Here is a 12,168-nt window from a genome sequence, read left to right as displayed (position 1 = left end):
CGGAATGGATCAGTGACCAAGTCACAGAACCCTGCGGCGCAGACCCGCGCCGCAGGCCGCGGGCTCAGGCGCGGCGGCGACGGCGGCGGGAGACCAGCACAAGTACCCCGAGGCCCGCCCCAAGCAGGGGGACCGAGGCCGGCAGGGGGATGGGCGCGACCGAGGATCCGGCAAAGAACGCCATGTCAAACCCATCGGCGGCGGGCCCGGCGATGTTCACCACCTGCGTTACAGGGGCGGCGAATTCATACAAGACCCATGTGGCCGCGTTCGCCGTGGTGATCGAATACCCTGTGCCGGTCGGCAAAAGGACGCCCTGCGCGTCGGCGGCCGCGATCTGCAGATCCAGCAGGACCCCATTGAGCGTGTTGTTGTTGTCGTTCTCGACAACGAAAAGCAGTTCATCAATCGCCTCGTCAAAGGTGATCGTGAACCCGTGGACGTGCACATGCTCGTAGCTCTGTGCCGGGACCGTCCCGAAGCCCGAGAAACTCTGCGTGCTGGTCAGATCGCTCAGGGGAGAGAAGGCGTTCACGCTCCAGCCCACTGTGTCCCCCGGCGCAAAACCCGAGATACCCGTATAGGTCGAGACATCACTCGAAACGACGGTTTCAGTTTGAATATCGAAAGTCAGATCGGAGATCGCAAGCGAGGCGATCGAACTGGCCTGTGCGCCTGTGGCACATGCGAGGGCCGCGGCGAAAACAACATATTTCAGCATAAAGCACCTTTGTCCAAATCGTGAAAAACTGGGAAAAGGTTAACACGGGAGACGGCAATTCGCCAAATACCCGCCCGTTCGCGATTGGATTTCGGAAACAAACCCGGCGCGCTGGCGGGATTGCCAGCCGCCGGTTTGCCTGCGTCGCGCGCCGCGTCAGGTGCCTTTGCGCATATCCGTCGGCGCAAAGCTGCTGGCATCGGCCCGACGCCAGCGCCGCAGATAGCCGAACTCATCCGCCTCCTCGTCGAGAAGAAATCCTTCGGGCAGGTAAGGATAAACCTCATCCCCGGTCATCATCCCACGATCCGTCTCGCGGACGATCAGGTGATAGGGAAGGAAATCGCGCGGATGTTCGAGCCCCGCAGCCCCGGTCATCTCGGCCAGGGATTTGAGCGTGTTGCGATGGAATTTCGCCACCCGCACGGATTTGCTATCCACGTTGAGCGCATGGGCGCGCAGCGGATCCTGCGTTGCTACACCGACCGGGCACTGGTTCGTGTGGCAGGCCTGGGCCTGAATGCACCCGATGGCGAACATGAACCCGCGGGCCGAATTGGCCCAATCCGCGCCCAGCGCCAGCACCTTGGCCAGATCGAAGGCCGTCACGATCTTGCCGGATGCGCCGATCTTGATCTGGTCGCGCAGCCCCGCACCGCGAAGGGTGTTATGAGCAAAGGTCAGCCCTTCGACCAGCGGCATGCCCATATGGTCGGCAAATTCCAGGGGCGCGGCGCCGGTCCCGCCCTCCTTGCCGTCGATCACGATGAAATCCGGCACAATCCCGGTCTCGAGCATCGCCTTGACGATGCACATGAACTCCCGCCGGTGACCGATGCACATCTTGAAGCCCACAGGCTTGCCGCCCGAAAGCTCGCGCAGCTCACCAAGGAATGTCATCATCTCGACCGGCGTCGAAAACGCGCCATGGGCCGCCGGGGACACGCAATCGCGCCCCATGGGCACGCCCCGCGCCTCGGCAATCTCGGGCGTGATCTTTGAGGCGGGCAACACGCCCCCATGCCCCGGTTTCGCCCCCTGAGAAAGCTTCACCTCGATCATCCGGATCTGCGGGTTTTTTGCGGTTTCCCGGAACTTCTCCGGGTCGAACACGCCGTCCTCTGTCCGGCAGCCGAAATAGCCCGAGCCCACCTGATAGATCAGATCGCCACCGCCCTTGCGGTGATGCACACTCACACCGCCCTCGCCGGTGTCATGGGCAAAGCCGCCCTCCTTGGCACCGGTATTCAGAGCCCGGATGGCATTGCCCGAGAGCGCGCCAAAGCTCATGGCCGAGATGTTGTAGATTGAGGCGTCATAGGGCTGGGCGCAGTCGGGTCCGCCGATCCGCACCCGGAAATCCGGATCCTCGATATGAATGGGCCGGACGGAATGGGTCAGCCACTGGTAGCCGGAATCGTAGACCCGCATCCGGGTGCCGAAGGGGCGTTTATCCTCCACCCCTTTGGCGCGCTGGTAGATGATGGAGCGGGTGTCGCGCGAAAACGGCTCTTCGTCCTGATCGCTTTCGATCAGGTATTGCCGGATCTCCGGGCGGATCCCCTCGAACAAAAAGCGCATATGCCCGATCACCGGGTAGTTGCGCAGGATCGAATGGCGCTGTTGCAGCAGGTCATACACCCCGAGCGCGGACAAGGCCCCGAACACCCCGAGCGGTATGAGGAACCAGATGCTCCACGCCAAGGCGATGAGCGACGCAACCGTCGCCCAGGCCACTATGAAAAAGATCGCGTAACGGCTCATGCGGGACCTCCCAATTTCGGCAGCATGCGCCGCCGTCCCTTGAGAAACCCTAAACTCCGAAATGCCTTTCTGTGAACCGCCTGTCTGAGCTTTCCGCTCAGGTGATCACATCCGGGGCCGCCCGGCCCGTGCGCGTGACGATCCCGGCCAGCCCATCGGCGGCGGCGATGACATCGGCCAGCGCGTCCTGCGGATCCCGGTCGAGCCCGTCGGGGCCCGGCGCGTAGCCCTCGAGATAGACCCGCAAGGTCGCCCCGACGGTGCCCGTCCCCGACAGCCGGATCACGATGCGCGCGCCACTCTCGAACCCAATGCGCAGGCCCTGCCCGGCACTGTGGGAGTTGTCCACCGGATCGTCATAGCTGAACTCATCGGCGAAATTCACGATCTGGCCCGCGACCTCGGTCCCCGGCAGGTCCGCGAGACGACCGCGCAGGTCCTCCATCAGGGCGTTCGCGGCGGCTGCATCCACGGCCTCGTAATCATGGCGCGAGTAGTAGTTCCGGCCATAGCGCGCCCAGTGATCCGCCATCAGATCGGCCACGGAGCTGCGCGTCTCGGCCAGAATGTTCAGCCAGAACAGCACCGCCCAGAGACCGTCCTTCTCGCGCACATGGTCCGAGCCGGTCCCGGCGCTTTCCTCACCGCAAAGCGTGGCGCGCCCCGCATCCAGAAGGTTGCCGAAGAATTTCCACCCCGTAGGCGTCTCGTAGCAATCGATGCCCAGCGCCTCGGCCACGCGGTCCAGCGCCTTGGAAGTCGGCATGGAGCGTGCAACACCCGCAAGCCCGCCCGCATAGGCCGGCACCCGGGTCGCGTTGGCGGCAAGGGCCGCCAGACTGTCAGAGGGGGTCACGTAGATCCCGCGCCCCATGATCATGTTGCGATCGCCATCGCCGTCGGAGGCCGCGCCGAAATCCGGCGCATCCTCGCCCATCATCGCGTCCACCAGCTCCTTGGCCCAGATCGGGTTCGGATCCGGATGACCGCCACCGAAATCGGGGCTGGGCACACCATTGACGACACTGCCCTTGGGCGCGCCCAGCGTGTCCTCGAGGATCGCCATGGCATAGGGCCCGGTGATCGCATGCATCGCGTCGAAATGGATGCGGAAGCCGCTGGCAAAAAGTGCGCGAATCCCATCGAAATCAAAGATCTCGGCCATCAGCGCCGCGTAATCGGAGACCGGATCGACCACCTCGACCACCATGTCGCCCATGGCCGTCTCGCCCAGGGCCGAGAGATCCACGTCCTGCGCATCGAGGATCTGGTACTCGGTCAGGGTCTTGGTCGCCGCAAAGATCTTGTCCGTCACCTCCTCTGTGGCGGGGCCGCCATTGGGGCCGTTATACTTCACGCCGAAATCGCCCTTGGGGCCGCCGGGATTGTGGCTGGCCGAGAGGATGATGCCGCCATCGGTGCCGCGCAGCCGGATCAGGTGCGACGCCGCCGGGGTCGAGAGCAACGCGCCCTGCCCCACGATCACCCGCGCCGCGCCTCCGGCGGCGGCCATGCGCAGCACGACCTGTGCCGCCTCGGCGTTGAAATAGCGGCCATCCCCGCCCAGCACGAGCGTCTTGCCCGCAACGCCGCCGATGCCATTCCAGATGGCCTGAATGTAGTTTTCCAGAAAATGGGGTTCCTGAAAGGTGGGTGTGGTCTTGCGCAGGCCAGAGGTCCCGGGCTTTTGACCATCAATGGGCTGCGTCTGGACCGTATGGATGGACATGGCGCGCTCCTGATCTGTTGAAAGGCTTGCCCCGTTGTTTCGGAAGCGCGCCCGCGCCGCAAGGGGCTTGGAGCGCAGCGCGCGTGTCTGTGGCTCCGGGGAAACGGCGCGCGCGCGATGGGCCGCTGGTTTCCGACAAAAAGAGTCAAAAAAGACTTGATGCCGCCGGCGAGACTGGTATCTGATTAATTCTATCGGGAATAGATAATTCTTCAGGAGTGACCATGCCGACGAAATTGACCCTGTCCGTAAGCGCCATGACTGCAGCTGCAACGCTGCTTGGATCGGCAGCCTATGCGGCTGGCGAACTGAACCTGTATTCTTCGCGCCACTACGACACTGACGAGCGCCTCTACTCCGATTTCGAGGACATGACCGGGATCACGATCAACCGCATCGAAGGCAATGCCGACGAGCTGATCGCGCGGATGCAGGCCGAGGGCGTGAACTCCCCCGCCGATATCCTGCTGACCGTGGACACCTCGCGTCTCGAGCGTGCGAAGGCCGCGGGCGTGCTGCAATCGGTGGACAGCGCCGTGCTCGAAACCCGCATCCCCGGCTATCTGCAGGATGCGGACAACCAGTGGTTCGGTTTCTCGCAGCGCGCGCGGATCATCTTCTACGACAAGGCCGACGTGGCCGAGCCGCCGATGTCCTATGTCGCGTTGGCCGATCCGAAGTACAAAGGGCAGGTCTGTCATCGGTCTTCGACCAACGTGTATTCTCAGACGCTGCTGTCCGCGATCATCGAGAACCACGGCGAAGAAGCCGCCAAAGAGTGGGCCGCTGGCTTCGTCGAGAACTTCGCCCGTGAGCCCCAAGGCGGCGACACCGACCAGCTGCGCGGTCTGGTTTCGGGCGAGTGCGATATCTCGATCTCGAACACCTACTACTTCGCCCGCGCGCTGCGCAAAGACGTGAGCGGCCTTGGTGATGATGATCTGGGCAATATCGGCTGGGTCTTCCCCTCGCAGGATGCCGAAGGCGCGCATATGAACCTGTCGGGCGGTGGCATCGCCGCCAATGCGCCGAACCTCGAGAACGCCGTGAAATTCATGGAATACCTCGCCTCCGATCAGGCGCAGCAGTATTTCTCGGCCGGCAATGACGAGTATCCGGCCGTGCCGGGTGTCGGCCTGAGCCCCTCTGTCGCCGCTCTGGGCATGTTCAAGCCCGACGATGTGGACCTCTCCGCTGTCGCCAAGAACGTGCCCGTGGCGCAGAAGATCTTCAACGAAGCCGGTTGGAAATAAGGCCCCGGCCACTCACGAACTTTGAAGGGGCGCCAATGGTGCCCCTTTTTTTGTGACCTGTCCCAAGCCTGGAGGATTTGAAATGCGACGACATGCACTGGCCTGTGGCCTCGCTCTCTGCCTGCCTGCATCAGCGGCCCTTGCCGAGTTCGACCTTGCCCTCGGCGAGATCGGGCAGCGGGAATACTACTGCACCGCCGAGATGACCCTGACCAATACCGGTCCGGATCCGGTGATGGAGGTGAGCGGGCATTTCTTTCTCTATGTGGGCGCGGACCGCGTGGGGCGCAGCAAGGGCACATGGTTCATGAACATCGCACCAGGGGCCAGCGTCACGGCCGTGTTCGAGACGCCGAACGCCCCGTGCACCGACGTGGATCGCTATGAGTTCGTGGTGGGCGCCTGCCGTCTGGCCGGACCCGGCTTTGATCCCGTGGACGCCTGCAGCGCCCGGATCAACGGGACGGGCCCGGTGGTGGTCGCGCCCGGCTCCTAGCGCAGGCTGACCCTTCGGCAGAGCAGCAGCACCGGCAGAAAACCCACCGCCACGATCACGAGGCTGGGCACGGCGGCGCCATCCAGCCGCTCATCCGCCGCAAGCCGGTGCGCCTGCACCGCCAGCGTGTCGAAGTTGAACGGACGCATGATCAGCGTCGCGGGCAGTTCCTTCATCACGTCGACAAAGACGATCAGCAGCGCCGTCAAAAGGCTGGGCGTCAGGATCGGCAGATGCACCCGGCGCAGGGTGCCATAAGCGCTCTGGCCCAGCACGCGGGAGGCAAAGTCGAGATTGGTGTTGATCGTCGCCTGCCCGCCCTCATAGGCCCCAAGCGCTGCGGCGAGAAAGCGGATCATATAGGCCGCAACCAGCAGCCAGATCGACCCGGTCAGCAACAGCCCCGTTGAGATGTCGAACGTGGCCCGCATCCAGGCATCCAGCGTGTTGTCAAACAGCGCGAAGGGCACCAGCAGCCCCACCGCGATCACCCCGCCCGGCACCGCATAGCCCAGCCGCGCGATATAGAGCGCCGCAGTGGCCGTCTTGCCCGGCCGCACGCGGTGGAAATAGCCCAGCACGATGGCGGCCAGAACCGTCAGAACCGCAGCCGTGCCCGCCAGCGTCAGGGAATTGCTCAGAAACCGCAGGTACCGACGGCTGAGCAGGTTCTGCTCGGACCCGACGCCCATCACCACCAGCGCCACGATGGGCAGGATCACGCCGAACACGACCGGCGCGGCACAGAGCGCGGTCGCCCCCCATTTCGCCGCACCGCGCAGGGGCATGCGGGCCATGCCCTCCTGCCGCTTGCCGCCATGGTACTTGGCCTCGCCCCGGGTCGTGCGTTCGAGAAACGCCAGCAGCAGGGCAAAGGCCAGGAGGCCCATGGCCAGCTGCGCCGCCGCGACCCGGTCGGCCATGTTGAACCAGCTGGTGTAGATGCCCGTGGCGAAGGTCTGCACCCCGAAATAGGACACCGTGCCGAAATCCGCGATCGTCTCCATGGTGGCGAGCAGCACGCCCGCGGCAATGGCCGGGCGGGCCATGGGCAGCGACACCTCGCGGAAGGCATGGAACGGCGTCCGGCCCAGGGCACGGGCCGCGAAGAAGGTCGTCGCACTCTGCTGCAGGAAGGCCGCGCGCGCCAAGAGGTAGACATAGGGATAGAGCACCAGCGTCAGCATCGCCGCCGCCCCGCCCAGCGACCGGATCTCGGGGAACCAGTAGTCCCGCGGCCCCCAGCCCGTCACATCCCGCAACAGCGTCTGCACGATTCCCGGATGGTCCAGCACATGGGTATAGGCATAAGCCAGCACATAGGCCGGAAAGGCGAGCGGCAGCACGAGCACGATCTCGAGCCAGCGTCGCCCGGGGAACTCGGTCATCGACACGAGCCAGGCCGCGCCGGTCCCGATGGCAAAGGTGCCCGCCGCCACGATCGCCACCAGCGCAACGGTCGTGCCCATATAACGCGGCAGCACCGTGTCCCAGAGATGGGACAGCGTCTCGACCCCGCCCGAGAGCGAGGTGATCAGCACCGCCACCATGGGCAGCAGACACAGCAGCGCCAGACCCAGCGCGCCCGTCCCCATGAGGCGGGCTTCGCGCCCGGCGGGCTTGGCCTTGCGCGGCTGCGCGCCGGCGCCGGATGTGGGATCGGTCAGGCTGCTCATGGGGGCATCTAGCGCTGGTTGCGAACCGGTGGCAAGGCGTCAGCCTTTCGCAGCCCGCCGATCGCGATGTGACGGGCCATCCTGACACAGCCGTGATCCAGCGCCCGCGCGAAAAAATCCCGCCGGGGGTTCAAAACTGTTCTGATCCTGCGCAAGCTGACCCAAGGGGGAGCGCGCCGCCGAACCAGAGGATCCCGAGATCCCGACCGCAGAGCGCTCTGGACATCAGGGAGGATGCACCGTGAAATCACTACTCGCTCTGGCCGCGACGGCGGCCCTGTCCCTTGGCGCACAGAATGCGACCGCCAAGGATCTCGCACTGGCCTATTTCATGGGGCCGACCCATCCGATGAACGAGGCGGTCTTCACGCCCTTTGCCGAGAAGCTCGCCGAGGTGTCGGGCGGGGCGCTTACGGTTTCGATGTTCCCGGGCGGCGCGCTGAACTCGGCCCCGCCCAAGCAATACGCGATCCTGCTCGACGGGATCGCGGATGTCGCCTTTCACCTGCCCGGCTACACAGCACAGCTGTTCCCCGTCGCAACCTCGGTGACAACGCCGGGCATGTGCGCCGATGCGGTGGAATGCACCGAGGCCATGTGGCGCGCCTATGACCTGATCGAGAAGGAGTTCGACGCCAAGATCCTCGCGCTCTGGGCCAATGATCCGCAGGTGCTTTATACCCGGGACGCACCGGTCCGCACGCTGGAGGATATGAACGGGCTCGTGGTCCGCGTGACCTCGGCCCAGGACATTCCCTTCACCGAGGCGCTGGGGGCGAGTGCCGTCTCGCAGCCCGTGAGCGTGATCAACCAGAACCTTGCCAACGGGGTGGTGGATGCGGTCTCGATCGATCCTTCGGCCACCATGTCCTTCAAGATGCATGAGCCCGCGAATTACATGACAACGAACATCCCCGGCGCGGGCTCGGCTTTCGTGCTTTTGATGAACAAGACCGTCTATGGCGCTCTTTCCGAAGAAGAAAAAGGCTGGGTCAACGAGGCCTCCGGCAAGTGGCTGAGCCTTGAGGGCGGCAAGATGTACAAGGCCATCGCCCAGCGCGGCATCGATGTGGCCCGCGAGAATGGCGTCGAAATCATCGAGCTCAGCGACGACGAGCGCGCCCGCTGGGACGCCACCATCCAGCCCGCCATGGATGCCTGGCTTGCCAGCGAGGTCGGCCAGGGCAAGACCGGTGCCGAGATCACCGCGATCATGAAGGGCGATGACGGGTGAGCCCGCTTCCGGCCCCGCTCGGCACGGTTGAGCGGGGTCTGCATTGGATCGCGGGGCTCTTTGCCCTGGCCGGGGGGCTGGCGCTGGCGGTGCTGGGCGCGGTCACGGGTGTTTCGGTCTTCTGGCGTTATGTGCTGCGCGATCCGATCTTCGGGATCGAGGATATCTCGACCATGGCCCTGACCGTGGTGGTGGCCGGAGCCGTGGCCTATGGCGCGGTGCACCAGTCGCATGTCAGCGTGAACGTCATCAAATATGCCGGTGGGCGCGGGCTGACCCGGGTGACGGATGTCGCCGCCCGGCTGGGCGGGATCGCGATCTGCAGCTTCGCGGCCTATGGCCTCGTGACCAAGGGGAGCTGCGGGATGCCCTGCGGGGCGATGACCTCCAATCTCGGGATTATCCACACGCCGTTCTATTACGGTCTGGCGGCGGCCATGGGGTTCTATGCGGCCCTTCTGGTGCTCCACCTGATCATCGGCCTGCTGCACTGGTCCGGCACGGATCCGAACGAGATGCTGGACTAGGGCCGCCCCATGGACACGACCACCATCGCCCTTCTCGGCTTTCTGGCCCTGTTTGGCCTGCTGTTCATCCGGATGCCCGTGGGCACGGCGATGATGCTGGTCGGCGCGGGCGGGATCTATGCGATCCGGCCCCAGGCGAGCCTGCCGGTGGTCGCCGGAGAGATCTTTTCCGAGGCGTCGAACTACCCCCTGACGATCCTGCCCCTCTTTATCTTGATGGGGAACCTCGCAGGGGTCTCGGGCATGTCGCGCGACCTCTATACGGCGGCCCATAGCTGGCTTGGGCATATGCGGGGCGGGCTGGCCTCGGCCACGATCGTGGGCTGCGCGGGATTCTCGGCGCTGTCGGGCTCGTCTCTGGCCGCCGCGGTCACCATGGGCCGCGTGAGCCTGCCCGAGATGCAGCGCTATCGCTACGATAACGGGCTGGCCACGGGCGCGATTGCCGCCGGCGGCACGCTGGGCATCCTGATCCCGCCCTCGGCGGGCTTTGTCGTCTATGCGATCCTGACCGAGGAAAGCATCGGGCGGCTCTTCATGGCCGGGGTGCTGCCGGGACTGATGCTGACCGGGCTCTTCATCCTCGCGATCTGGCTCGTGGTGCTGCGCGACCCGGGCAAGGCCCCGCAAGCGACCGGCGCCGAGCCCATGGCGGTGCGCCTGGCCGCCCTTGGCCGCGCGAGCTGGATCGTCGGGATCATCGTTCTGACCATTGGCGGGATCTATACCGGGGCCTTTTCCGCCGTCGAGGCCGCGGGGATCGGCGCGCTGCTGGCGCTGGGGGTGACGGTGCTACGCGGGCAACTGACCTGGCCCAATCTGCGCGAGGTGGTCACCAACACGCTGAAATCCACAGGCACGGTGTTCCTGATCCTGTTCGGCGCCTTTGTGTTCAAAACCTTCGTGGGATTCACTGGCGTCACCTATGCCCTGACCCAATGGGTCGGCGCGCAGGGCTTCACGGCGATGCAGGTGGTGGTCGCGATCCTTCTGGCCTTTATCGTGTTGGGCACCTTCCTTGAGGGCTTCGCGATCCTCGTGCTGACCATTCCGCTGGTGCAGCCGATCCTGCAGAGCCTTGGCGTGGACCTGATCTGGTTCGGGGTCCTGATGGTGATCGTGCTGGAAATGGCGCTGATCTCGCCACCAGTGGGGATCAATGTCTTCGTAGTCAAGGGCATCGCGCGGGAGGTGCCGCTGGGCACGATCTTTCGCGGGATCTGGCCCTTCTGGTTCGCCATGCTGGCGGCGGTGATCCTCGTGCTGCTGATCCCGGATCTCGCACTCCTGCTGCCGGACACGATGTTCGGCTAGCCGGTGAAGGCCACGTAGAACAGCCGCAGCGCCACCGCCCCCAGCATCAAGAGCACCAGCCGGTCGAACCCCGCAGGCGTGAGCGCGCGCGCGAGCCACGCGCCCAGCGGCATGAAGCCGAGGATCGGCAGCAGGGCAAAGATGCTCACCCCGAGAAGCGGCCAGCTCAGCAGCCCCGTGGCAAAGAGCATGGGCAGCTGCACCGCCGCCATGGCGATGAAGCAGGCCGAGATCGTCGCGATGAAGGCCGGGCGCGCCAGGCGCATGGCGTTGAGATAGCTCACCGAGACGGGCGCCGAGATCCCCGCCGCGCCCTGCAGCACCCCCGAGACCAGCGAGACCGGCCAGACGATCCGCTCTGCCGTCGCGAAGGCCAGCCGGAATTCGGGCCGCAAGAGGCGCAGGCCGATATAGGCCGCCACGCAGAACGCCACGGTCAGCACCAGCCAACGCTCCGGCAGGCTCGCCAGCAAGAGCGTGCCGCCAATGCAACCCAGCGCAGCCCCGCCGGCAAAGATCCACGGGAAGCTGCCCGGCAGGCGATGGGCCCGGAACTGCCAGAGCTGCCAGCAATTGGACAAAAGGTTCGGCGCGGCCATGACCATCACCGCCAGACGCACATCAAAGAAGGCGGCAATCACCGGGATGGCGGCCACGGGCGCGCCCGCGCCGGTAGCCCCCTTGACGATCCCGCCCATGGCCAGCGCGGTGAAGATGGCCAGAATGGCCAGCGGGTCCACCGCATCCATTGGGATCAGGCGGCCCCGAAGCGCGCGGCGTAGTCGCTCACCAGCAGATGGGTCGGGGCCTCATCCTCGTCGATCTCGGCAAAGCGCCCGATGGGCTCGCGAAAGATGTTGTCGGTCTCGTCATCATTGACCGTCGAGACCTCGCCGATCAGCACATCGCCCCCCTCGCCCCAAAAGGCATGCCAGTCCCCGGGCATCAGGGTCACGCTCTCGCCCGGCGCGAGCTTCAGCTTCTCGCCCGGGGCAAAGCTGCGCGTGACGCCGTCACAGGCCACCTGCCCCCCGCGATCCTCGGCAAACCCGCCCGCATCATCCGACCCGAAAAGCTCCACCACCAGCGTGGCACCGCCGCGATTGATGATATCCTCAGCCTTGAGCACATGGGTATGCATGGGCGACAGCTGATCCTGCCGCGAAATCAGAAGCTTCTCGGCATAGCACATGCCGCCCCCGCGCTGCAGGTCCGCCAGACGGCCATTGCGCAGGGTGAACAGGAACAGCCCCATCTCGTCGAAGCGCCCCGCGCCATAATCGGTGATATCCCAGCCGCAGCGCGCGTCGATCACATGGGCCGCGTCGCTGGCATTGGCCGCGAAGGCCTCGGGGGTCCAATAGGCGAAGGGCGGCAGGACGAAGCCATGCCGCCGGATGAAGGCGTCGGCCTCTGCCATGATCTCGTTGATGCGCGACCGTTTCATGGGCTCC

General features: G+C 65.2%; 11 protein-coding genes. 5 read left to right on the top strand and 6 right to left on the bottom strand.

What is annotated here, in order from left to right:
* Nucleotides 1–64: 64 nt before the first annotated feature.
* The 3 genes from ACP150_RS19185 to ACP150_RS19175 form a co-directional block, all read right to left on the bottom strand.
* Nucleotides 65–721: a VPLPA-CTERM sorting domain-containing protein gene (locus ACP150_RS19185; RefSeq protein WP_424968313.1), complete on the bottom strand. Its 657-nt coding sequence runs from the start codon at nt 719–721 to the stop codon at nt 65–67.
* A gap of 156 nt (nt 722–877) precedes the next feature.
* Nucleotides 878–2,485, bottom strand: coding sequence for an FMN-binding glutamate synthase family protein (locus tag ACP150_RS19180; protein WP_424968311.1), 1,608 nt, complete (start codon nt 2,483–2,485; stop codon nt 878–880).
* 97 nt (nt 2,486–2,582) lie between these two features.
* Nucleotides 2,583–4,214 (bottom strand): alpha-D-glucose phosphate-specific phosphoglucomutase, encoded by a 1,632-nt coding sequence (locus ACP150_RS19175; RefSeq protein ID WP_424968310.1) that lies wholly within the window; start codon nt 4,212–4,214, stop codon nt 2,583–2,585.
* Nucleotides 4,215–4,438: 224 nt separating this feature from the next.
* Here ACP150_RS19175 and ACP150_RS19170 point away from each other — a divergent pair, with 224 nt between their 5' ends.
* Both ACP150_RS19170 and ACP150_RS19165 read left to right on the top strand, forming a co-directional pair.
* Nucleotides 4,439–5,467 carry an extracellular solute-binding protein gene (locus ACP150_RS19170; RefSeq protein ID WP_424968309.1) on the top strand — a complete coding sequence of 343 codons (1,029 nt, stop codon included), beginning with the start codon at nt 4,439–4,441 and terminating at the stop codon, nt 5,465–5,467.
* Between the two features lie 82 nt (nt 5,468–5,549).
* Nucleotides 5,550–5,963: a hypothetical protein gene (locus ACP150_RS19165; RefSeq protein ID WP_424968308.1), complete on the top strand. Its 414-nt coding sequence runs from the start codon at nt 5,550–5,552 to the stop codon at nt 5,961–5,963.
* Here ACP150_RS19165 and ACP150_RS19160 read toward each other — a convergent pair.
* On the bottom strand, nt 5,960–7,639 hold the full coding sequence (locus ACP150_RS19160; protein WP_424968307.1) for an ABC transporter permease: 1,680 nt from the start codon (nt 7,637–7,639) through the stop codon (nt 5,960–5,962). The genes ACP150_RS19165 and ACP150_RS19160 overlap by 4 nt on opposite strands.
* Nucleotides 7,640–7,880: 241 nt before the next feature.
* Between ACP150_RS19160 and ACP150_RS19155 the strand changes: the two genes are divergently transcribed.
* The 3 genes from ACP150_RS19155 to ACP150_RS19145 are packed head-to-tail and all read left to right on the top strand — an operon-like array spanning nt 7,881 to nt 10,714.
* Complete coding sequence (locus tag ACP150_RS19155) at nt 7,881–8,873, top strand: TRAP transporter substrate-binding protein (RefSeq protein WP_424968306.1); 993 nt, start codon at nt 7,881–7,883, stop codon at nt 8,871–8,873.
* Nucleotides 8,870–9,400 carry a TRAP transporter small permease gene (locus tag ACP150_RS19150; protein WP_424968305.1) on the top strand — a complete coding sequence of 177 codons (531 nt, stop codon included), beginning with the start codon at nt 8,870–8,872 and terminating at the stop codon, nt 9,398–9,400. The genes ACP150_RS19155 and ACP150_RS19150 overlap by 4 nt, the downstream gene beginning before the upstream one ends.
* A 9-nt stretch (nt 9,401–9,409) precedes the next feature.
* Nucleotides 9,410–10,714 (top strand): TRAP transporter large permease, encoded by a 1,305-nt coding sequence (locus ACP150_RS19145; protein WP_424968304.1) that lies wholly within the window; start codon nt 9,410–9,412, stop codon nt 10,712–10,714.
* Here the strand turns inward: ACP150_RS19145 and ACP150_RS19140 are convergent.
* Together ACP150_RS19140 and ACP150_RS19135 are read right to left on the bottom strand one after the other, a co-directional pair.
* A complete protein-coding gene (locus tag ACP150_RS19140; protein WP_424968302.1) occupies nt 10,711–11,463 on the bottom strand; it encodes a sulfite exporter TauE/SafE family protein in 753 nt (250 codons plus the stop codon). The two genes, ACP150_RS19145 and ACP150_RS19140, sit on opposite strands and share 4 nt — an antisense overlap.
* A 5-nt stretch (nt 11,464–11,468) precedes the next feature.
* Entirely contained in the window at nt 11,469–12,161 is a 693-nt protein-coding gene (locus tag ACP150_RS19135) for a D-lyxose/D-mannose family sugar isomerase (protein WP_424968301.1), read from the bottom strand.
* Between the last annotated feature and the right edge of the window lie 7 nt (nt 12,162–12,168).

This window comes from Dinoroseobacter sp. S375, assembly GCF_049800775.1.
Taxonomy (GTDB): domain Bacteria; phylum Pseudomonadota; class Alphaproteobacteria; order Rhodobacterales; family Rhodobacteraceae; genus Dinoroseobacter.
The sequence above is the reverse complement of the archived record's forward strand: the minus strand, read 5'-3'. Positions and strand labels throughout refer to the sequence as shown.

Bases quoted from the DNA above. Each gene is read 5' to 3' on its own strand.
- ACP150_RS19160 (WP_424968307.1), bottom strand. From the start codon at position 7,639: ATGAGCAGCCTGACCGATCCCACATCCGGCGCCGGCGCGCAGCCGCGC.
- ACP150_RS19180 (WP_424968311.1), bottom strand. From the start codon at position 2,485: ATGAGCCGTTACGCGATCTTTTTCATAGTGGCCTGGGCGACGGTTGCG.
- ACP150_RS19165 (WP_424968308.1), top strand. From the start codon at position 5,550: ATGCGACGACATGCACTGGCCTGTGGCCTCGCTCTCTGCCTGCCTGCA.
- ACP150_RS19135 (WP_424968301.1), bottom strand. From the start codon at position 12,161: ATGAAACGGTCGCGCATCAACGAGATCATGGCAGAGGCCGACGCCTTC.
- ACP150_RS19170 (WP_424968309.1), top strand. From the start codon at position 4,439: ATGCCGACGAAATTGACCCTGTCCGTAAGCGCCATGACTGCAGCTGCA.
- ACP150_RS19185 (WP_424968313.1), bottom strand. From the start codon at position 721: ATGCTGAAATATGTTGTTTTCGCCGCGGCCCTCGCATGTGCCACAGGC.
- ACP150_RS19140 (WP_424968302.1), bottom strand. From the start codon at position 11,463: ATGGATGCGGTGGACCCGCTGGCCATTCTGGCCATCTTCACCGCGCTG.
- ACP150_RS19175 (WP_424968310.1), bottom strand. From the start codon at position 4,214: ATGTCCATCCATACGGTCCAGACGCAGCCCATTGATGGTCAAAAGCCC.
- ACP150_RS19145 (WP_424968304.1), top strand. From the start codon at position 9,410: ATGGACACGACCACCATCGCCCTTCTCGGCTTTCTGGCCCTGTTTGGC.